General features: G+C 39.3%; 19 protein-coding genes and 1 pseudogene. 1 reads left to right on the forward strand and 19 read right to left on the reverse strand.

Going from position 1 to position 21255, the window contains the following annotated elements; translation table 11 throughout:
- Nucleotides 1-362: 362 nt before the first annotated feature.
- Nucleotides 363-1901: an IS66 family transposase gene (gene tnpC / locus AC0THY_RS16175; RefSeq protein WP_489991627.1), complete on the forward strand. Its 1539-nt coding sequence runs from the start codon at nt 363-365 to the stop codon at nt 1899-1901.
- A 68-nt stretch (nt 1902-1969) separates the two neighbouring features.
- Here tnpC and AC0THY_RS16180 read toward each other — a convergent pair.
- The 19 genes and pseudogenes from AC0THY_RS16180 to AC0THY_RS16270 form a co-directional block, all read right to left on the reverse strand.
- Nucleotides 1970-2974 (reverse strand): annotated as a pseudogene (locus AC0THY_RS16180) (IS256 family transposase); the annotation flags it as partial.
- An 88-nt stretch (nt 2975-3062) separates the two neighbouring features.
- Entirely contained in the window at nt 3063-3638 is a 576-nt protein-coding gene (locus tag AC0THY_RS16185; protein ID WP_489991628.1) for a VanZ family protein, read from the reverse strand.
- A gap of 317 nt (nt 3639-3955) precedes the next feature.
- Nucleotides 3956-4459, reverse strand: a complete 504-nt coding sequence (locus tag AC0THY_RS16190; protein ID WP_489991629.1) for a hypothetical protein — start codon at nt 4457-4459, stop codon at nt 3956-3958.
- Entirely contained in the window at nt 4431-4892 is a 462-nt protein-coding gene (locus AC0THY_RS16195; RefSeq protein WP_489991630.1) for an acyltransferase family protein, read from the reverse strand. Before AC0THY_RS16195 ends, AC0THY_RS16190 begins: the two co-directional genes overlap by 29 nt.
- A gap of 290 nt (nt 4893-5182) precedes the next feature.
- Nucleotides 5183-6286, reverse strand: coding sequence for a glycosyltransferase (locus tag AC0THY_RS16200; protein WP_489991631.1), 1104 nt, complete (start codon nt 6284-6286; stop codon nt 5183-5185).
- Between the two features lie 246 nt (nt 6287-6532).
- Nucleotides 6533-7645, reverse strand: coding sequence for a UDP-galactopyranose mutase (glf, locus tag AC0THY_RS16205; protein WP_489991632.1), 1113 nt, complete (start codon nt 7643-7645; stop codon nt 6533-6535).
- A gap of 17 nt (nt 7646-7662) precedes the next feature.
- Nucleotides 7663-9198: a lipopolysaccharide biosynthesis protein gene (locus AC0THY_RS16210; RefSeq protein ID WP_489991633.1), complete on the reverse strand. Its 1536-nt coding sequence runs from the start codon at nt 9196-9198 to the stop codon at nt 7663-7665.
- The gene (locus AC0THY_RS16215; RefSeq protein WP_489991634.1) at nt 9195-10382 is read right to left on the reverse strand and encodes a Coenzyme F420 hydrogenase/dehydrogenase, beta subunit C-terminal domain; all 1188 of its coding nucleotides are present in this window, start codon (nt 10380-10382) and stop codon (nt 9195-9197) included. Before AC0THY_RS16215 ends, AC0THY_RS16210 begins: the two co-directional genes overlap by 4 nt.
- 96 nt (nt 10383-10478) lie before the next feature.
- Complete coding sequence (locus AC0THY_RS16220) at nt 10479-11666, reverse strand: polysaccharide pyruvyl transferase family protein (RefSeq protein WP_489991635.1); 1188 nt, start codon at nt 11664-11666, stop codon at nt 10479-10481.
- Nucleotides 11667-11676: 10 nt separating this feature from the next.
- A complete protein-coding gene (locus AC0THY_RS16225) occupies nt 11677-12714 on the reverse strand; it encodes a glycosyltransferase (RefSeq protein WP_489991636.1) in 1038 nt (345 codons plus the stop codon).
- Between the two features lie 37 nt (nt 12715-12751).
- On the reverse strand, nt 12752-13561 hold the full coding sequence (locus AC0THY_RS16230; protein WP_489991637.1) for an alpha-1,2-fucosyltransferase: 810 nt from the start codon (nt 13559-13561) through the stop codon (nt 12752-12754).
- Nucleotides 13562-13597: 36 nt separating this feature from the next.
- Nucleotides 13598-14857: a hypothetical protein gene (locus AC0THY_RS16235; RefSeq protein WP_489991638.1), complete on the reverse strand. Its 1260-nt coding sequence runs from the start codon at nt 14855-14857 to the stop codon at nt 13598-13600.
- An 11-nt stretch (nt 14858-14868) separates the two neighbouring features.
- Complete coding sequence (locus AC0THY_RS16240; protein ID WP_489991639.1) at nt 14869-15690, reverse strand: glycosyltransferase family 2 protein; 822 nt, start codon at nt 15688-15690, stop codon at nt 14869-14871.
- Between the two features lie 9 nt (nt 15691-15699).
- Nucleotides 15700-16605, reverse strand: a complete 906-nt coding sequence (locus AC0THY_RS16245) for a hypothetical protein (RefSeq protein ID WP_489991640.1) — start codon at nt 16603-16605, stop codon at nt 15700-15702.
- A gap of 21 nt (nt 16606-16626) precedes the next feature.
- The gene (locus tag AC0THY_RS16250; protein ID WP_489991641.1) at nt 16627-17742 is read right to left on the reverse strand and encodes a glycosyltransferase family 4 protein; all 1116 of its coding nucleotides are present in this window, start codon (nt 17740-17742) and stop codon (nt 16627-16629) included.
- A gap of 9 nt (nt 17743-17751) precedes the next feature.
- Nucleotides 17752-18606 (reverse strand): hypothetical protein, encoded by an 855-nt coding sequence (locus AC0THY_RS16255; protein WP_489991642.1) that lies wholly within the window; start codon nt 18604-18606, stop codon nt 17752-17754.
- 12 nt (nt 18607-18618) lie between these two features.
- On the reverse strand, nt 18619-19149 hold the full coding sequence (locus AC0THY_RS16260) for a CatB-related O-acetyltransferase (protein WP_489991643.1): 531 nt from the start codon (nt 19147-19149) through the stop codon (nt 18619-18621).
- A 73-nt stretch (nt 19150-19222) separates the two neighbouring features.
- Nucleotides 19223-20416: a glycosyltransferase family 4 protein gene (locus AC0THY_RS16265; protein ID WP_489991644.1), complete on the reverse strand. Its 1194-nt coding sequence runs from the start codon at nt 20414-20416 to the stop codon at nt 19223-19225.
- A gap of 1 nt (nt 20417) precedes the next feature.
- Nucleotides 20418-21200: a WecB/TagA/CpsF family glycosyltransferase gene (locus AC0THY_RS16270; RefSeq protein WP_489991645.1), complete on the reverse strand. Its 783-nt coding sequence runs from the start codon at nt 21198-21200 to the stop codon at nt 20418-20420.
- Nucleotides 21201-21255: the final 55 nt, after the last annotated feature.

A 21255-nucleotide genomic window follows, 5' to 3' on the forward strand; every position in this document is an offset into this window, starting at 1 on the left:
TATGGGGCAAAAAACGCTGCTGATGAGTTATCCACATAACAATGGAACCGCTGGAAAATCGAGAGGATAACGTTTTCTCATTTGTCCCGGATTACCGGTTGCGTGTGGAAAACCAAACATTTTTCAGAGGCAATATTCCGCCAAAACTGTGTGTTTTCCACATTTCTTCTTCGTCAAAATGACGGCGGCAGCACGGCAGAAAATTCGCTTTTCTGTTGGATTCCCGGTATAATAGGAACCAATAAAAGAAAGGTGGTTCCTTAATGCCGCAGTCAGAGATGGAAGCGCTCATGCAGCTTTAGAAAGAAACAATTGAATCCCTTCGTCAGCTGGCGAACAGCCAGCGTCTTACCATTGAGCAGATGGCCAAAAGCCATGAAGAGCAGACCGCACAGCTGAACCAGACGATCGCAAATCTCAATGAAACGGTTGAGTACCTGAAGAAAAAGCTGTTCGCGTCTTCCAGTGAAAAGACAAAAAAAGATGGATTTCCCGGACAGATGGATCTGTTCAATGAGGCAGAAGCCACTGCGGATCCTTCTGTCCCGGAACCGACTCTGGAGGAGGCTGTTGGTGGCTATAAACGTAAGGCAAAGAAACCGAAGACCACCAGGGAAGAGATCCTTGCGGGGCTTCCTGTGGTCGAAGTTTTCTGCAGCGTGCCAGAAGAGGAAAGAAACTGCCCCTACTGCAATGCTCCGATGGCGGTCATCGGGAAAAAGGTCGTGCGGGAAGAACTACGGATCATCCCCGTGAAAGTGGAACGGCTCCAGTACGTCCAGGAAGTACTTGGCTGTCCGGAATGTAAGAAAGACGGCGCTTCCGTTATCGTTGGAGCTGAAACACCAGGCCCATTGCTGAAGCACAGTCTCGCCTCCCCGTCCACGGTTGCTTACGTGATGTACCAGAAATATGTGAACAGCATCCCTCTTAACCGCCAGGAGACAGACTGGAAACAGCTTGGGGTGAAGATCCCCAGAGCGACACTGGCTAACTGGGTCATCAAATGCGGCATAGATTATATGGAGCCGGTGTATGGACAGCTTCACCGGCATTTGCTGGAGAGGGACATTATCCATGCAGATGAAACACCCTGCCAGGTACTGAAAGAGGAAGGGAAAACGGCACAGTCCAAGTCCTATATGTGGCTGTATGGCTCCGGAAATGATGATTTGCCGCCGATCCGTCTGTATGATTACCAGCCCAGCCGGGGCGGATATCATGCGGAAGAATTCCTGAAAGGTTTTTCCGGATACCTTATCTGCGATGGTTTTGGCGGTTATAATAAGCTGAAGAATGTCATCCGCTGCGGCTGCCTTGCCCACATGAGACGGTACTGGCATGAGGCACTTCCCGGGAAATCGAAGAAATCCCCGGATAAGACTCCGGCAGAGATCGGTTTTGATTACTGTAACCAGTTATTCAAACTGGAAAAGGAGTATGCGGATCTGGATGCCGATACCCGGAAATCCAAGCGTCTTGAGACGGAGCCTGCCATATGGGAGGCCTACTGGTCATGGCTTGAAACAGTGAACCCAGCTGGCGGAAGCCGTCTGGCCATAGCGGTGACCTATGCGAAAAACCAGAAGCCATATATGGAGAACTACCTGTTGGATGGACGGTGCTCCATATCGAACAATATCGCAGAAAATATAGCCCGCCCCTATGCAGTAGGACGGAAAAATTTCCTGTTCCACGATACCGTAAAAGGAGCCCGGGCCAGTTCCATCATTTACAGTTTAGTAGAAACTGCAAAACTTAACAATCTGAACATCTACGCATATCTGGGGACCATACTGCTTTATATGCCGGACTACAAAAATGAGCCCGGAGGTATAGAAGAGCTGATGCCATGGTCTGACATGATACAGCAGAGATGCCGAATTAAATCGAAAAGTTGAAGTTGGAGTATTTTACTTCAACTATAGCTGAATACCTTGTGAAAAGGTAGCCATTATTTTATTGAGCGCTTACAATATGTGCTCAGGTTCGCCCAGTTTTCCCGCCAGGAAGCAGCGATCCGGGGATATTTCTTTCCCCATGCTTCTTCAAATGCATCCAGGGCGCTTTGTGCCGTCGGTTCATCCACTGCAGCATAAACCGCTTTGAGATCGGCCATAAGCGCTTTCAAATCCTTATAGGATACATACTTGCTGGAATTTCGCAGCTGATGGACGATGCAGTTCTGGATGTCCGTTTGCGGAAACACCGCATTGATTGCATTCGAAAATCCAGTCAAATTGTCCGTGCAGGCAATGAAAATGTCGTTGACTCCACGGTTTTTGAGGCCGCCGAGTACCGTCGCCCAGTATTTGGCGCTCTCATTTTCTCCGACCCACATGCCCAGGACGTCCTTGCGGCCTTCCAGATCGATTCCAATGGCGATATACACGGCCTTCTTTACAATCTGACCTTCGCTGCGGACATGGTAGTGGATGGCATCCATGAAGACGACGGCATAGGTACTTTCCAGAGGCCTTTGCTGCCATTCCCTGACCATGGGCAGGATCTTGTCCGTGATTCTGCTGACGGTCGTATCCGATACCTCCACGCCGTAAATGTCACGGATATGCATTTCGATATCCGACGTCGTCATTCCTTTGGCGTACATGGACAGAATCTTTCCTTCAATGTCCTGACTGATGCTGGTTTGATTCTTCTTGAGCAGCTGCGGCTCAAACTCGCCCTTCCGGTCCCGCGGAGTGCTGACTTCCACGTCGCCGAAGCTGGTTTTCAGCCTCTTGCTGCTGTGACCATTCCGGGAGTTGTCTGTTTCCTTGTTGCGGAAATCATATTTGCTGTAACCGAGCTCTTCATCCAACTCCGCTTCCAGTCCGTTCTCCATGAATTCTGCGATGGTCTCCTTGAACAGGCTCTGGATATCCGCCATGCTGCTGATGTTGGCTTCCTGCAGCAGCTCGCGAATCTTGGCGCGCCGCGCGTTTTCTTCTGGGGCGCGGTTCCTTCTCGACATACTCTTAAACCTCCAAACTGATGCTCTTTATTCTACACCAGCTTGGAAGTTTACACAATTCTTGGGATGGTCTCGAGATTGGGTTGATTCATTGCTGCTTCACCTTTTTCTTGACCCAAATGGTAGTCCAATAGCATACTCCACCAATTATTCCACCCAAGGTATTATATACCAAATCAGAGATTTGCACCTGCCCAACCCTTAGTAGAAGCTGAGCCATTTCAATCAAAAAGGAACACAAGAATGCATTTCTAGTAGCATATGAAATTGTTTTTATTAAAGTGAGTTCTTGTTTATCTGCAACCCATAGCCATAGAAATAATAGTGGAACAAAAAGTATGACATTTTCAATTGCTTCTGTCGTCAATTCACCATTGGCATTATACAATCCAAAGATTCCGATAACGTTTTGCAGCGGATTTGTCCATGCAAAGCGATTAAACAATGTCCTGAATAATACAAGCGCAGCATAGAACGCTAACAGAAAAACCTTTTGGAGATCTTTCCTCTCTTTGAATTCCTTTATCCATTTTTTTAAAGTATTTTTCAAGCCATCTTGCCTACATTGCATGTAAAAAAACATAAACAGCACAGCAAGCAAAATGGAAAATCCAAATGCCTGTCCGAATGCAGATAAGACATTATACAAAATTGTTTTTATCATATTCGTTCAGGCTCCTTTACCTATTGTCATCCTTTTTTGGCTTCTTGCCTCGGCTACCCACAGTAGAAGTATCGTAAACGGAATAAATAGTGCAAGAATCTTGATACACTCTGTCTCTCCCTTAGCGTTATAAAGTTCCCAAACACCTATAAGATTACTCACTGGATTTGACCAGATGTTGCGGTTCAGTATCTGTCAGCAGTTTTCTCCGCAATAAAGGACATACTTTCGTGATTAGAGAACAGAGCAACACATCCGCATTACTGTACAGTTCTTCAAGCATTTGTTTCTGCACTAATCCAGCAGCAAGAATTCGATCATCTCTTTCCGCAAGAAAAGTCTTTCATTAAATTCTTCCTAACTAATTCATAAATACATCTCATTACATACGCGCATATATAACTACAAAGTACAACAATTAATGCATTTAGTGGTACCCCACCCCGGAGCTTTAATACGCCTATAATAAACGACTCATTTAAATACATGAAATATGATTGTTTTCCTATTCCTTCAAGAACCTTGTGCAAGGGATTTATTTCTTTTATTCTCAAAGCAGTCAGTATGTTGTAAACTAACACTGCACATGATAATGTGAAAAAGAACTTTATAAACTTCTCATGCGGCACTGGAAGTAATAAGACAACAGCGACAAAAGAAATAATAAGTATTCCAACTTTTACACGTTTTGCTTTGTTCTCATCAAGATTTTTATTTCTTGCAATAATCATTCCAAGCGGAAAAGATAGACCATAATTCCACGCAATTGTTCCACCGTGCCAAATAATATATTTAATATCCGAATAACGTAATTGTTCCAAATGCCAGTATTCCAAACATAATAGCCACTATTGGTCTATTCTTTAATTTGAAAACTATCCAAGCAATCAGGTAACACGCAAAAATATATGCTATGTACCACATCGTTGGGTCTGCGTTGAGACCAAAGTCTTGCCCCAAAACACTAATAATTACTGTTACAAAAGATATATTTCCATACAATATAGCCCTTAAAATGAGAAATATAACAGTGCAAAACAAATATGGAAAATATACTGAACTGATTCTTTTTCCCCAGTAATTATCCGTTCCTTTTTCTAAAGAACAGTAGATTCCGTATCCGCTTACAATTAAAAACAAATGCACTCCAATTGCTCCACCACAAGGAAACACCTTTGTATGAAACATTATTACAAATATTATCGCAAATGCTTTAATTATCAGTGACTGCTGTTTGTTCATATCAAGTGTCATTTATATACCCTCATCGTCTTTTTACATGGCTTTACAAAGCACTTTGGGAAAACCTTCGTAGAACGCAGATAACATAAAAACTTTGGATTTCTTCATCTTAACAAATCATATTCATTCATCCTGAATTATGAAAAATGAACATGTAATCACATTATTCATTAAACACACATTTACGCTACTCATCACGGAGAGTTGCACAAAGAATAAATCAACTTACGCCTCAAATGATATATTCGAGTCTATATTAGCACATATAAGTAAATTAGGTGTGCTAGATAGCTAGATTTTCTTTATACCGACAGTCTTATTCCCAAGCGTTTGAGCAATTGTATCAAAGTAAATAAACAAAATGAACAATGGTTTTTTAAGAAAAAGAGACATAGAGAAAACTTTGCGTTTTGCACATACGGCATATAGCGAATACACTGCTTTACATGTGGATCACGCAACAAGTTTGAAATCATTCCCCACTCTCCTTTCGATGAAGAGTTCATTAATTCAATAATTCCAAAAATGATCGACCCAACATATACTCCTATATCCATGTTATTCCCAGATTTTTGAGACAAATCTACAATTCTCTTTCTTTCCGAAAATAATGCCATCTTGTTCTTTATTATCGAATTAGTTAGTCCTTTTTTTAAAGCGCCCGTGTTCCTAATATAATAGAAATATAGTGCCTCTGGAATTGTTACTACACTACAGGCATACACAAGAACATTCGCATTAAACATACTATCTTCATTCAAGACAATTTGTTCATTGAAGTGAACATCATGCTCAATTAATAACGCTCTCCTATATGCAACTCGCCAACATGCCCCCCACTCATGCTTTGGCTCAAATGTACCGTATTTAGCCCAATGGGATACCTGATCCACAGAATAGCCAATATATCTCGGAAATAACTCCTTCATTATTTCTTGATTCGAAAACAATTCATATGATTTTTGTGGAAGAACCATGTGTCTGCCATTCTCGTTGTTTGAAGAAGCCATATTAATACACCAGTAACCCCAAATCACCAAGTCTGGCTTATTCTTATAAGTCGAGATTTTTTCATCTAGTTTCTTTATCAGGTTCGTATCCACCTCATCGTCAGGATCTACAAATACAATATATTCTCCTTTGGAATGACTAATCCCCGTATTTCTAGCAGATGACACGCCTTTATTGACCTGTGAAATAATCTCAATCCTTGCTTGGAATTGCCCCCCCCCGCATGAGTATTTGCCCATAAATTCTCTGCACTTTTCCACGGTATCATCGGTGGATCCATCATCCACCAAGAGAATTTCACAGGATGACATATCGTTTCTGACAATGCTTTCCAGACAATTTATTATGTATCTCGACACATTATAACATGGCAGAACAAAAGTATACTTAAGCATTCTATTACCTCTTTCTATATTACTGATATGGCTTCGGCGATATTCTAACCTCTTATGTTAGATTTCATTTTTCTCGAGATATCTGTTCAGATGCAATATTCCATACTATCATTGCTTTCTGAAACAATATCGAAATTACCACCGGATTTATAGAGTATTAATGTTATAGGATTTTCCAGTTACATAAAACCAGGGAAGTTTTTCTACTTATATAAAGTATTTAACTACACGCTTTATGCAACAGTTCTATAGTAATTCATCCTTGCACTTCTCCAAAGCTGCAATGATCACTTGATCCATATCATAATATTTATATTCGCCAAGCCGCCCGCCAAAGATAACATTTTTTTCTATCTTTGCCAGGTTCTTGTACTCGTCATAGAGCCTTCCATTCTTTTCATCATTGACTGGATAATACGGTTCATCACCCGTTTTCCACTCGCTGCTATACTCGCGGCTGATGATAGTCTTGGGCAGGTCGCTACCATTTACGTCCTTACCAAACTCAAACCACTTGTGCTCAATGATACGTGTCCACGGTGTCTCGCGATCGGTATAGTTTACTGCTGCATTGCCTTGGAAATTTGGCTTATCCAGGACTTCTGTCTCGAATCGAACCGAACGATACTCCAACGTACCCAGCTTGTAGTCAAAGAAAGCGTCAATAGGTCCTGTGTAGACGATCTTGTCAGCAAGCGCATCCAGTTCAGTCTTGTGTGCAAGATAATCAGTGTTCAGACGAACTTCGATACCGTCCAACAGGTTGGCAACCATCTTGGTGTAGCCGCCCACGGGGATTCCCTGATAGAGAGCGTTGAAATAGTTGTTATCAAAGGTCAAGCGCACCGGCAAACGCTTGATGATGAAGGCAGGTAGATCCTTGCAATCACGCCCCCATTGTTTTTCCGTATAGCCTTTGATGAGCTTCTCATAGATATCACGCCCCACAAGAGAAATAGCCTGCTCTTCCAGATTTCTTGGTTCTCCAGTAATCTCTTTGCGTTGCTCCTCAATCCTCGCTATTGCCTCTTCTGGCGTGACAACACCCCACATCTTGTTAAATGTGTACATATTGAACGGCAAAGAGTACAGTTCGCCCTTGTAGTTTGCCACGGGACTATTGGTAAAGCGATTAAACTCCGCAAACTGCGTTATGTAGTTCCATACCTTCTTATTATTTGTATGGAAGATATGCGCACCGTACTTATGAACATTAATACCTTCAATATTCTCTGTGAAAATATTGCCGGCAATGTTCGGACGCTTATCCACCACCAGGACAGATTTTCCATGTGCTTTTGCTTCGTGAGCAAAAACTGATCCGTAAAGACCAGATCCAACAACCAAGTAATCAAACATTTTCTCCACCCTTATTTCTACTTATTGACGTATTTCAAAGCTTTCATTGGTATTATCTTCGCAAGAAGGTTCATAAATGCACTGTTTTTCCTATAAAGCAGCCATAAATATGGTAGAGGCAATATCACACATAGTATGCCTCTTACAATTAGGCATGTAACGCCACTTTGAGGCGCAATCATACAGGCAATTCCCACAGCAATCCAACAGGGTACTGCTTCTAGAAACGCTTTAATTTGAATTCCAAAATACTCTATGACACTTTTGCCAAAATAATACTTATACAAAGTTCGGCTCTCCCAAGGAATCTCAACAAGCAAAAAACTCACAATTGATGAAATAATAACACCATCGATACCTATAATCCGCACAAGCGTGAGATTTAACACAAGATTCAGTCCTGCTCCAACAAGCGGCTTTACCTGATCCTCGCGCCAGAGCCCTGCTGCATCTTTATAAACTAACACAATCTTTCTGGACTGATATACATAGAAATATAAAGAAAAAACCAAAACAGAAGATACCCCAAGCAAGTTCTCCTTACCAGCCCATAGTTCCATAAAAGGTTGGTATAGAAACAAAATACAGCTTGTTGCCCAGCACATAATAAAATTATTGAAGCTCGTTAGTGCTTTAAAACTGTTATAATTTTCCTCAACAGAGTACAAATTCATTCTATTTCCAATGCCAGCTGTCATTGATGAATACACAATCCAAAGCATAGCCATCACAGTCGTTACGATGTAATTATAATTTCCAAAAATAGCAACACTGCTTAACCCTAAGAAAGCTGACACGACCAAGCTATCTAACGATGTCGAAATAGTATTTCCGACTTTATGGCTTGCCAAAGCTAATGTTTTCTCAATTATTTCCTTTTTCTGTTTTCTTATTATTGAGCCTTTGCATACGTACTGAGGATACTTTCTCTGTACTATAGCCGCTCTCACTATATTTCCAAGGATGGTAAAAACAGGAAAAACTGCAACATAGCAATAATAATTCCTAAATCTAATAACTAGAATAATTTGAACGCCATATTCAATGGCAGTCATTATCGTGCCAACAAAGCTGGATATATCATTTCTCTGAAAAGCAGCCAGTAGCGAATTCTTATAAGCAAATAGAAAATACGATACTACCGTGTTGAACAGATAAATAAAATACAACACTTGCACGTTAATATCAGGAGGCACTTCTCCATTAATGAAATGATTCACAAACGGAGATATTGCAATTCCCGCCACTAGAATGACCGTTCCAATAATTCTATATATTATTCTGTATAAGTTCAATAATGCACATATCGTTTCTTCATCATTTTCTGCAATTGGCTTATACATACTAAAAACCAACGCACTTCCAAATCCCAATTCCGCTAAACTCAGCATGTTAAGAATTGAGGAAAACAATGATGATAAGCCAAGATACTGTGTACCCATGAAGTGAATCATTATTGTTCTCATAACAAAGGGCAAAAATGTGACTACCAGTTTATTGCAAATTCCTGTCACTGCCCCCATTATAGTATTACGTCTAACATCTATCTTCATTTTCTTTGACCTTTTCTGAACTTTGTATTGATTCGCTTTACCCACAGATAGACTGGTACTGGTAAATGATTTCTAATTCTAACTTTCAATGACTGTCTTGGCTTAAATATCTTATAAGCAATATATCCACCGTCCCGATTTAGCGCATCCATATATACGTTTTTTTCTTGAGGAATGCCCGCAGGATAGGTTAACTGTTGATAATTTCCTTTAATTGCAATTTCGGATGTTACTTCCTCGAAAATTAAATTATCCAATTTCTTCAAATATCTTTCCGCCTTATCAGTTCTACAGAAGATAACTGATGTGCCCTTATCATTGTAGTAACTGGCTTTTTTGTCAATATTCCAAAAGTCACCAACTGTAAAGTCGGCCACTCTGAACATTCCCTTCATTCGACAGTTAAAGCAAGCATCTCTTTTATAATATTTCATCCCGACGCCAAATATTGTTTCATCAAATAATTTTGCATACTTACCTTTACTTGTATCTGCGCACATTGTGTACGGTACCCAACCATACTCTTTAGCTCTAAAGCAAAAATGCTTGATTCTTTCACCTTTTTTTCGCTCAATCCAATCCAATTGTTCTTCTAATAATCTATAGCTTGATGGTCCAGCACAAATCAGTTCGCATGTCAACAAATTATCATACCCACATCCCAAGATACTATATATTGCAGCTATTTCACACGGAAGACCAATAAACAATACCTGTCTTCCTGTCTCCAATTGTTTCTTCACGTCTAAGTAAATTCCATCTTTATTTGCCATCACATATTTTGAGCCCTTCATTCTATCTCGAGATACGTTATCGGTTGACGTATAATAGGCTCTCCTAAAATCATCTGAAAACACTACTCCGTACACAACGCCCCCTTGTTGCTGTACGAATTCTGATAATGCTGAACAAAACCCACCAGAAGATGACTCTGACAGTTTCTGTTCATCCTTAATCCATCCCCCATATGCCCGCGTATCGTCATATTTAATGTTCCTTACAGGCGTTTCCCGCTGTGCAGGGCATACTTTTCCACATAAGCCGCAGTTCACACATTTATCTTCATCAATATGTGGATAATAGAAACCATCATTATCCAGACTCATTTGTATAGCTTTTTTCGGACAAATGGCCTGGCAAGCTTCACAGCCATTACACTCAGTTTTATTAGCTATTCTTTGCATTCGTATTATCCCTCAATGTCAATTATTATATATAGAATCTGAAACAGCACTTATAACAGAATAAAAATCGCATTTCAAAGACGGAACTATGCAATTTCAGAAGGAGCCATCTTTTTCCTCATTCATCAGTTTTCCATTCAGCATATCAACCAAATGTCGGATACAGATTTCTCTTTCCTGTTCAAGTATTTTATACCCATTTCTATAGTCAACATTTAAATGAGCACAGATCTGTTCTTTCGACATATCTTCTTTCCAAAAGGAGTCTTCAAGGCCAAACTTTTGCATAATATTTTGCAGTCTTGCCTCTTGTGAGTATTGATCGCCGTGTTTGAAACGCGGAAAATAATAAAATGCAGTTTCCATTAAAAAAGAAAATACAACAGCGTGAAAAGAATCTGTACAAACCAATGTTGCTTTTTCTATTAATGAAATAAAATCATATGGGCATGCATCAGCAATTACTGTAATATCAGAATCGTTAAGACAATAATCCGATTCTTTCATCGGCAGTAACACTATTCTCGCATTTATTTCTGCCGCAACCTTTTTCACAGTATCAATATGACTAAAATCTGGGGAGCCTATAAAATAGCAGAGAATATATCTATCAAGGTTATACTTTTGAACACTATCTGATTGCTCCGAAAACTCTCTCCATTCCTCTCTAGATAACAAGAACGTTGGATCTAGTACCACTTTAGCAGTTTTTCCGCTTAATTGTTCAACAAGTTCTGCAGCTCTCGGTTCCCTGACTGTTATACAATTAAACAATGGCAGGTATTTTTCATATATCCTTTTTTTGCTTTCTGGGATATTATCCACACCAAAGCTAGCTGCGTATGTATATCGTGGTTTATTGCTCTTATAGGGAACAAAGTCAAGTAAATAATGCGGACTTAGCATCCATGGATTCCACATTTGATCGCTCCCTACAAGGTAACAATCAATTTCGTTATCTATTTTTAGTAATTCTCTTCGGCTTCCAATATCTTCTACGTGATATGTTCGATTTGCTAAATCATGGATTTTCTTTACTTTATCATTATAGGCCGATTGATATACTCCGCGTTCGATCGGTTTTTTTCTTTCTATTCTTCCTCTAATTATTGAACCAACTTTCGTCATAAGATAATTCAGCTTATTCATTGAATAGTATTTTCTTCTATTTAAAAACCGGACATCGAATCCATTTTTTTTTAAAATATAATCTGTTGCATATGCCTGCAAGCACGTTCCATAGTTTTCTGATTGAAACCAACTTACAACAAAAACTTTTTTCATCTTATTGCCTCTACACATTCAATATTTCTTCAGCGATTCTGATTGCATTATTAAGTTGTCTTCCCGCCACTAAGTCCTTTCTCATGCATTCAAGGTTATTTATCATTCTGCTATATTCATAATCAGATAGGTGTTCAAGTTTCTCCTCAATCTCTCCGATATTAGAAATGGTTATCCCTATTCCCTTTTTGATTAAAAAATCAGCAATAGCCGCTTTTTCCCAAACGATTATTGGTAACCCTGATACAATATAAAGTGAAGCTTTATGTGGATTATTAAACATAATATAAGGATGCTCACTTTCATCATACACGAATTGGTTTCCTTCCCATATTAATCCGAAGTCTCCTTTCAATTCTTGTGGAAGCTCTTCTGGTTTAAAACAACCAACATATGTATGGTGTTTAAACTCACGTTCTTTTCTTCCATATACGTTAATCTTATAATTTGTCTTTCTATCATCAAGAGCATATAAGAAACCAGTTTTATTCGGCGACAAATTACCCGCAAAGCATAACTCAAATTCGCAATTCCTATGGCGCGAAATCTGCGGAATATGATCCACATAATAATCAAACAATTCCAGATTTACAAGATTTGTCCGACAACCACGTGAACGAACCTCAGCTATCATTTTATCATTATGCAGAATCACAACATCTTGTTTGTCAAGTTCCTTTATCATATCATCTATCTTACAAGCATCCGAATATGAATCACGTAAGGCATCCAAGTCATGAACAAGATAAATCGTACGAAAGCCTATTATTTTTTTTATTACATCGATTTCTTTGAGAATTCTAAACGAGCTTTGAACAAACAGAATATCATTCTTTTTTAGTCTTAGTAGACTAAGGATTGATCTAATTCCTACTATTACTTTGCCAAAGTTTGTTTTTACTTTTGTTTTATCATTTTCTCCAATTGCATTATAATAGCATCCATTTTTATCTACATACTTTTTCATAAACAGATCTATGTCATCTCTTGCTTTTGATGATGCGTTATATGTAAGTCCGATTTTTTCCTCAAAAATATACTTTTTCACAGTTGCAACTCCTCTTAAGAAACAGATTATAGAATATCTAGTATTTCCAAAATGCTTTAGTGGTCAACATTGAATCTGGTACACTCTGGAATTCACTAAAACCATAGCAATGATTTTTTTCCTTCATCCATACCAATTTTTTATTCCCAATATAGCCGGCCCAAGAAGAGAATGTGCTTGGAGGGCCAATGATATAATCACATAGCGACATACAACATAAGTCTTCATAGGCATTTCCCTTCATGAGGCTGACATCATATGGTTCTCTTTCAAATATAGAAACATCAATTATTTCGTTTGAGAAAATGACAAAATGAATTTTATTGTTTTCGGCATAAAGAAAACGCATTTGCTGGATAAATTCTTCAACTTCAAAATAGTAAGCACCATTTTTCCAATTCTGATAATCGCCTCTTCGCAAATGAACACCAACTAACATTTCCGAATCATATTTCTTTTCTGGCATCTTTGTTTTGCATGATTTTTTAAATTCCTCAGTAAAATCAAAGAAATCTTTAATTCTCTGATAATGAATCTGATTTAATTCAGGTTTTGCAAAAGAAATCCAGTCCGTGAATATCGTGATTTTCCCATTATTTAATTTTATATCTTTATTTCCACAAGCTATTCTAACAACTTTAATAAACTCAGAAAAGAATGAGTTGCACGAAAAGTTAACTCGAATATCACATTTTGTACTAAACTGCATTTTAAAATACTCAAAAAATTCTTTGGGAACAACAGGGCAATACACATCTTGATGCATCTCAAGTCCCAAAGCAACCAAACTCGACAAAGATCTTAATCTGTTTCCAGTTTGCCCCGACTCATTCAATAATATCAGCATATAATACTCCATTCAGATACTAAAATTTTTATTGCTTCATATATTGCTGGCGATTCCTCGTGTCATACAACTCTCTTCATCCTGATTAATTGTTCTGCACATCAAATACACCGCTACGATTACCGGTGCAACTGCCATAATATCTGGCTGGCTTAAGCCATTGTTGAATACCATAAAAATTAGCGCAATTGATTCATACCAGTCTACTCTTTTTTTTATGGCAAGAGAAAATACTTTTCCATATATCAAGATGTTTGTAATTGCCCCATACATTATCAAACCAGAAATCAGGCCCGAACATGCCAAAGCTGTTTCCTCTGACGAAAATCTTCCCATTCCTCGAAAACCGATTCCAAAGATCAAAGATAGTGGAGAAGAAGAAATCACTTTGCTCAGTAAAACAAAAGACAATAGTCTTGCAGAGCCTGTACTTCCACTTAAATCAATTTTTCCATTGACTGTAATTTTATTTAATACTGCAGAATACATGAAGCTGTTTTCGCCCGCAAAGAACAATAAATACACCACCATTGCAATCAAAAACACGTATAGAAATTTTTGAACAGTTTTATTCTCGTTCCTATATTTTCCCAATACGAATGCCAATACTATGATTGCAGTATTAAACAAGCCTGTTGTCGATAAATTTGTCACCATTGTAACAAGAAATAAAACTATATATTTAATTCTACTTCTATTCTCTAAGTCTCCAGAATTATACAGCACAAAATACAAGCCCAGATTTACCATAATCTGCATTTCACCAGGCTCACCAAATATCCCAGAGTTGCGAGACGGATCCATAACATTGAATACAAACGCAAATAGTCCGTAACTTACGGGAACTCCTTTTGTACTCTTCACACAAGGCAAATATGCAAAAAATTTACTAATAAAAGAATACCCTAGTATTTGCATTAAGAAAAAAGTAACTAGGCTAGCCCCACAAAGAAATGCAGAAACTTTAATGAATCTCTTAGAGAACTCTTCTTTATTCCACAATACTGTAGCCCATACTACAATAAAACGACTTATTACGGATAAACATGTTCTTGCTGATAAATCTCCCATTGTCAACATAAACGAGAATAATAGCGATATTCCTATCAAGATAATCCAATTTTGACACTCAGGAAATTTATAGCGCGGATAATGTAACACAATTACCATTATACCAATTGCTAGTGCAACTCCATACATATTTGACCCGAAGTAGGTAAAAATACGCCCTCCTATAAACTGTAAGGAGAGGTAGATTAAGAAATAATGTGTCCATTTCTCCTTGCTGATTTTCATAGTCCACCTCTCTACATTCCCAGCATTATTCGCACATACGGAGATACGCTGTATTTTACTGCTTCCATAAATCCAAAGTTTTTTTTCATGAAATGAAACCATTCCCTACAAGGCGCACCTTTGGGTGATTCCTTTTTCTTGAGTCTTTCTTTTCTTGATAGTGAGTTATCCGCCCAGGTGCCCCTAATTGAATTCTTATTGCATACCCCAACATACCTCTCTGATGAATAGATATGGAATCCTAATTTTCGCAATCTCAGTCCATAGTCAATATCCGCCAATGAATGAGTATATATTGGATCAAAATTTCCCGCTTTGCGAATAACTGCATCATTCAGCAACACGCAGTTACAGTTAAAGGTGTCGCACTCCACTTTTCCCTCTGCCGGGCTGACCTGTCTATACAAATCCTTTTTCCTCGGCACAATCAGTTGCATCGCACCGTATGAAAAAGCTCCGGAATCGTCACATGTTGCACCAACAATAACAGCATCCTTCTTTTCCTTCGATTCAGTTATCATTTTATCTACAATTCCTTCATAAAACTCGACATCGTCATTCACCAACAATACATACTCTGAATCAAAACTTGATTCTAAATACGCTTCAATCCCCTTTCTCATACCGCCTGCCCAGTACAACGAACCGCTACCGTGAAGCAATTCAACATGATAATCCAATGCCTTGATTGATTCCGCGGTTCCATCGGTACTGTTGTCATCAACAACAATGAAACCGTATTCTATTCCTGAATCTTGACCAGCAAGTGTTTGCATGCACTTTAGAGATTTCTCTTTTCTATTGAAACAAGTAAAAATAACTGTAACCTTCATACGCTCTCCTTACCAGTAACTTCCACCCTCTACCTTTTTCGTCTCTGGTGGGGTTTCACTTTGTAGAGGCCTCACCCATGCATCATTGTAGAATTTTGATATCACAGGATGCTCGTCCCATCGTTTTCCCTTAATACCAAACAATATCTGTGTTGCACCGGACATCTGAATAGCCTGCTTTCCCAGCGATTTTACATAGGCTGCCAAGGGAAGTCCGTAAGCACCTGCCCCAATGATCGCAATGTCAAAGTCAGCCTGCGAAATTTCACACTTCATCGATTCCAGAGCTTCAAACCAATCAGAGAAGCTAGTTTTTGCACCTGCATTTGACTGAACAGCTCTTACAAAAGCAACTGACTGAAAACACGGAAGGACATCCTTTCCCGGCCAGATCTGCTCTCTTCTCTGCAACTGCCCCGCAATGCTCTCAACAAACGGATGAACAATCAACACTTTTTTCCTATCAAGCGCAGCAGACCATGGTGCATCAAAATAATAAGGCTCAATGGATCGGCTTGGAATCAGCTTTGCCTGTGGACAAAACCGATTGACTGCCTTCTTCTCGCCGGTTACTTCCCATACACCAAGAATATCCACACACTTGATGGATTCAGAATACTCCTGGCAAAAGTGATTGATTGATCTCTGGTCATTTGGGAAAATGCCTGCCGCATAGAGCGCTTGATTTCTTTCTTCTTCTGTGCAACCTTGTCCCAACATCCATCTGGATACACAATGCATTTCTACTGCGCCAAAACGTCCCAAAAGAAATGGTGTATCACCATTCACAAATCGCTTAATGCATTCATTCCCTTGCGCTTCCGTCAGCAATCCCTTACCCGCATAATCCAATTTCAGCCGAGTATTCCGATACAACTTTACAAGCTGCTTCTTAATCATATTATCATTATCCATTGAATCCACCGTTCCAGAGCCTCAGGCTTCTTTCTTCATAATCACGCTTCTCATCTTCTTTGCGCTACTCGCCCATGTAAACTTAGCTAACACTCTACAATGCGCTTCCATTCCCACTTCAGCAGTATCCATAATCTTTTCAATTACTCCTCCGTTGCTGTCGGCAAGCCATCCGGATTTTCCATTCTCAATAATCAGATTCGGGCCAGGAGCATTCCAGGCAACCACCTTGCATCCATAGTACATAGCTTCCAGAATAGCCATTCCGAAAATCTCCTGCTGGTTCAAGTTTACAAAGGAATCGGCTAGGCGGTATAGTTCCCAGATATCACTGTTTGGAATTCGCTCTACCATCTGTACAGTATCCTGCAAATCCAACTCCTTGATTCTAGCTTCCACGGCGGTTTTCAACTCGCCCGTGCCCACCATGAGGAGTTTGTAAGTAGCATCCTTCTTTCGAAGTTCCGCCAAGATATCAATCATTCTCACCGGCTGCTTTTCATCTATCAATCTTCCTATGAAAAGCAGGACTTTATCATTAAGCTGATATCCGTATTTTTCTTTTATCCCCTCAACAGCCGTATTTTCATAATCTACATGAAGCAGCGAAACATCTAATCCCACCGGTGTCAGAGCCGTGTTCTTGATTCCCAAACTATTTAGCTTTTCCGCAACTGTCGAAGTCTTTACAAAACAAGTACATTTCTTGTATACGGCTATGTTCCTCTTAACCAACGCATTAATGATGAGTTTCTTCACTGCATTAGTACTGTGGCTTTCTATTACCCCAATGTACGGATACATCTGTATGTGGTTCTTACAACACCATTTATATACATTTGGAACTGCAAGCTGCGTGTCAGAGAAATATATCAAAACATCAAGGCTGGCATCCATCACATCGCAGTTCCAAATACCGTTAATCCCATTACTTTGCACCGGAATTTGATACAGCGTGGAATGGTCGCATTCATCAATCAATCTTTTACTCCTCTCTTGATTGTGAGGTACTGCCTTGTAGACGCTAACCTCTTCATATAGCTTATCAAGTTCCTTGGCTAAACCAATCTCCTGCGCATTATAAAACCCTTTTTGACCAAAATTCCCGATACTTGTAATCAATAACCCTGCTCTCATACGTTACAATTAGCTCCTCAATTTTCGTTTAATCTTTTTAAACAATTCATGCACCGCTCCAATAAGGGCATTAGAAAATCCGACGATTTTTATTGAGAATAACATTACCGAAATCGACTTCCCTTTATGTGCTTCATATAGCCTCTCAAGTTCTTCCTTGGTACTGTTTAATAAATATGGCAAATTGCATTTGCTAACAACAATACCATGATGCTTACTTTTAAAACGGAAAGCCCTGATACACAAGCATTCTGATACATGCTCATAGTGATGTAAATCCTGCGCACAGTTCATCGGAAAAATGTAGAAAATCTCTGTGTTACCCTTTTCAATATAGGGTTTCAAATCGTAGTATTTGCTATAAGTAGAATCGTTTCGATAATGCTGCAATAACCCATTTCTATCAATTGCCCAATGATTATTTAGCTCCATTTGTCCAGAAAAACAAATCACGTGATCTGCGCATAGCAAACAACCAATCAAAGTTGCAAGATACCCTCCTGATGAAGAACCTACGCAAACCAGTTTCAGACCCATCGCTTCTCTTTTAATGCGTTCAACCAGTTTGTCAATAGTGTCTATATCCTTATTTATTCCGGTCACATACCACGATTTATATATATCCCTGACATAGATTCTTTTTCTTGCATTAGTCAACGAGAAACTCGTCCATTCATAACGGTCTCTATTGAGAATGCTTTCTTCATAAGCCTGTTGTGTATTGGGATACCAAATATCATTTGAAGAACAAAACACATAACAATAATCACCCTCATTATCTGAATTTGTACACACACGGATATTTCCTGATTCATATTCAGGCATTACTCCCCCCCGTAGCTTCTCAGACCAAATATCAAACATAATATGCCCTCTCTATTTCATATACTGTTTCTCATGTATTTTTATCTGTTCCGGATCAAAACGCTTTGAGATTTCTCTTGCTGGATTTCCCGCCACGATTGAATATGGTTCCACGTCCTTCAGAACAACGCTTCCCGCCGCTACAATTGCACCGCATCCAATATGCACACCAGAAACAACGATCGAGCCGTATCCAATCCACACATCGTTTTCAATGACTATTTTCAGTCCTTTTCCTTTGAATTGATAGTCTGCATCACCTATCCAAGGACTGTCTTTAATGCTTTTCCCTAAGCAGCTATAGTCATGATCATATTTTCCTATCAAGCCTACATTATTTCCAATCAATACATCATTACCGATTTCTATATCCGTTTCCAGCGAACAATACTTCCCGATATAAACGTTCTCTCCAATCGTCATACGATTCGGCGCATAAAACATCGTACCACGACCGAAGGTGCTCGTTTTTTCAAATGTTATTTTATGCTTTCCAAGCAGAAGTAACCTACACCGTATCTGTTTCAACTTTTTTAATATCATGCTGCCACCTGCTTTCCTGGATTGCAGGTATCCGGCATATAGGAATAATCTCTGTTGTAACAAAAACGGTGTTTTACGTTATCCCCCCCCCGGAGGAAATACTTGCATAAATTTTTGTCATCATTTCATAATTTCCATTCTGTTCATAACACATCTCATATTTCTGAAATGCGTTTAGTCCAAGTATTTTCTGATCCAGCTGTTCAAATCTACTAATCGCTTGAATCAGTGCGCCGGATGAGTCATATTGGAACTTTACACCGTTAATTCCATCGTCAACCAGATCTCCAACATTTCCTATATCACCTACGATAACTGGAACATGGCTTGCAAATGATTCGGCAACAATCATTCCAAAGGTTTCATACCATTGTGATGCAACAATTACTGCCTTTGTTCTTCTTAGTAAATGCTGAAGTTTATCTTTGGGAACAAATCCTTTAAACTCAATATTCTTAAATTCTTTTTCTTTTAGTTCATATTCTTCCAGTTTGGTTCCTGTTCCAGCAATCACAATACGCTTATCGGACATTTTCTCGAACGCTTCTAGAATTATTGGAATTCCTTTTATTTCTTCGATACGGCCGATAAATAAGTAGAATTCCCCTATTTCATTTTTTATATCTGGCGGATATGTAAAATTAGGTTTTACAAAAATCTTTTCCGATTTGATCTGCTTCAGTTCTAATAACTTGCTTTTATTGAACTCTGTCAGGCAGATATAGTTGATTTTTCCGTAAATCCCCGTTAGCCGGTGAAACCATGTACTCAGCACACAAGCCAATGTCTGCATTCTGCTTCCACGGTAGCATTTGTGTTTTACCGCACACCAAAGCCCGCTCTCCACGCAGGCCTCACAGATATGACTGTCTCGATAAAATGTTGCCCCAGGACACAGCAGGCGGAAATTATGCACCGTTTGTACCACCGGAACATTCATGGCTCTTGAAGCGTAATACACAGCTGGGCTTATCAGATTAAGCGTATTATGGACATGAACAATTTCAATGTTCTCTGACTTTATCAGCCCTTTTACTTCCTTATATGTTCTAGGATTGAAAATTGTCGTAATAGGGAGAAACAGCTTCTGAAACTTCGACATTTGTTTTAATTCAGCATTATTTCTACTGTACAAAATCGCCTTATGTCCATGTTCTTCAAGCAGTTTCTTTTCATTAGCTACAACAGTATCTTCTCCCCCGGGGATTAGATAATAGTTGTGTACAATCAGAATCTTCTGTTTTTTTGTATTATCCACAACCATCATCTTACTTTCCCCTCACAACAGCATTCCAAATAAACTTCGTATTTGTATGCCAGTATCTGCCAAACAATCTTCTAGGGTCTTGAAGCAGTCTATACGCCCATTCCAGATTTCGATTTTGCATCCATTCCGGTGCCCTCTTAATATTGCCCGCGTAGTAATCAAATCCAGCGCCTACGCCAACCATCAGTCCCTCTATTCGCCCCTGATGAGCGGCCATCCACTTCTCCTGTTTTGGAGCTCCAAGGCCGACCCAGACAAAATCAGGTTTTGTCTCATTAATCCTTTCGACTATTGCCGTATCCTCATCCTCTGTCATTGGACGAAAGGGTGGACTATACATCCCCGCTATCTGAATTCCAGAATAAGCATCTCTCAGAGCAGCATACAATTTCTCCAGTGTTTCGTCAGTTGAACCGTAAAAATAATGGCGATAACCTTTCTCGGTGGAAATCTTAAAAATCTCTTCCATCAAGCTTGGACCAGTATTGCGTTTCATGTTCTTAAATCCGCGTTTTTGCCCAACCGAAGAGAGAGGCCCGCCGTCAGGTATCGCCATAATCCCGCCATTTTGTATTTTCAAATATTCTGGATCTTCATATGCCATCACAGTAGTATGTACATTTGACACGCAGATGTAATCTCCCGATAACAGTCTAATATTGCTATCAAGATAATTAACCAGCCATTCCATATCAATAGCTGCAATATTCACACCCAAAATATTACAAGTAGGGATTCGGAATTTATCTACTTTGTGTATAAAATCCTGTTCTGCTGTAGCCATCTCATCCTTTCCTCCCTCTTTGCTTCATTATTGTTAAGTATTGGCAAGCAGCTTC

It is taken from the genome of Ruminococcus sp. 8Y-12 (assembly GCF_058119865.1).

What these genes read in the sequence shown, in the direction of transcription:
- tnpC (WP_489991627.1), top strand. Translation starts at nt 363, where the DNA reads ATGGCCAAAAGCCATGAAGAGCAGACCGCACAGCTGAACCAGACGATC.
- AC0THY_RS16185 (WP_489991628.1), bottom strand. Translation starts at nt 3,638, where the DNA reads ATGATAAAAACAATTTTGTATAATGTCTTATCTGCATTCGGACAGGCA.
- AC0THY_RS16195 (WP_489991630.1), bottom strand. Translation starts at nt 4,892, where the DNA reads ATGACACTTGATATGAACAAACAGCAGTCACTGATAATTAAAGCATTT.
- AC0THY_RS16200 (WP_489991631.1), bottom strand. Translation starts at nt 6,286, where the DNA reads ATGCTTAAGTATACTTTTGTTCTGCCATGTTATAATGTGTCGAGATAC.
- glf (WP_489991632.1), bottom strand. Translation starts at nt 7,645, where the DNA reads ATGTTTGATTACTTGGTTGTTGGATCTGGTCTTTACGGATCAGTTTTT.
- AC0THY_RS16210 (WP_489991633.1), bottom strand. Translation starts at nt 9,198, where the DNA reads ATGAAGATAGATGTTAGACGTAATACTATAATGGGGGCAGTGACAGGA.
- AC0THY_RS16215 (WP_489991634.1), bottom strand. Translation starts at nt 10,382, where the DNA reads ATGCAAAGAATAGCTAATAAAACTGAGTGTAATGGCTGTGAAGCTTGC.
- AC0THY_RS16220 (WP_489991635.1), bottom strand. Translation starts at nt 11,666, where the DNA reads ATGAAAAAAGTTTTTGTTGTAAGTTGGTTTCAATCAGAAAACTATGGA.
- AC0THY_RS16230 (WP_489991637.1), bottom strand. Translation starts at nt 13,561, where the DNA reads ATGCTGATATTATTGAATGAGTCGGGGCAAACTGGAAACAGATTAAGA.
- AC0THY_RS16235 (WP_489991638.1), bottom strand. Translation starts at nt 14,857, where the DNA reads ATGAAAATCAGCAAGGAGAAATGGACACATTATTTCTTAATCTACCTC.
- AC0THY_RS16240 (WP_489991639.1), bottom strand. Translation starts at nt 15,690, where the DNA reads ATGAAGGTTACAGTTATTTTTACTTGTTTCAATAGAAAAGAGAAATCT.
- AC0THY_RS16245 (WP_489991640.1), bottom strand. Translation starts at nt 16,605, where the DNA reads ATGGATAATGATAATATGATTAAGAAGCAGCTTGTAAAGTTGTATCGG.
- AC0THY_RS16250 (WP_489991641.1), bottom strand. Translation starts at nt 17,742, where the DNA reads ATGAGAGCAGGGTTATTGATTACAAGTATCGGGAATTTTGGTCAAAAA.
- AC0THY_RS16255 (WP_489991642.1), bottom strand. Translation starts at nt 18,606, where the DNA reads ATGTTTGATATTTGGTCTGAGAAGCTACGGGGGGGAGTAATGCCTGAA.
- AC0THY_RS16260 (WP_489991643.1), bottom strand. Translation starts at nt 19,149, where the DNA reads ATGATATTAAAAAAGTTGAAACAGATACGGTGTAGGTTACTTCTGCTT.
- AC0THY_RS16265 (WP_489991644.1), bottom strand. Translation starts at nt 20,416, where the DNA reads ATGATGGTTGTGGATAATACAAAAAAACAGAAGATTCTGATTGTACAC.
- AC0THY_RS16270 (WP_489991645.1), bottom strand. Translation starts at nt 21,200, where the DNA reads ATGGCTACAGCAGAACAGGATTTTATACACAAAGTAGATAAATTCCGA.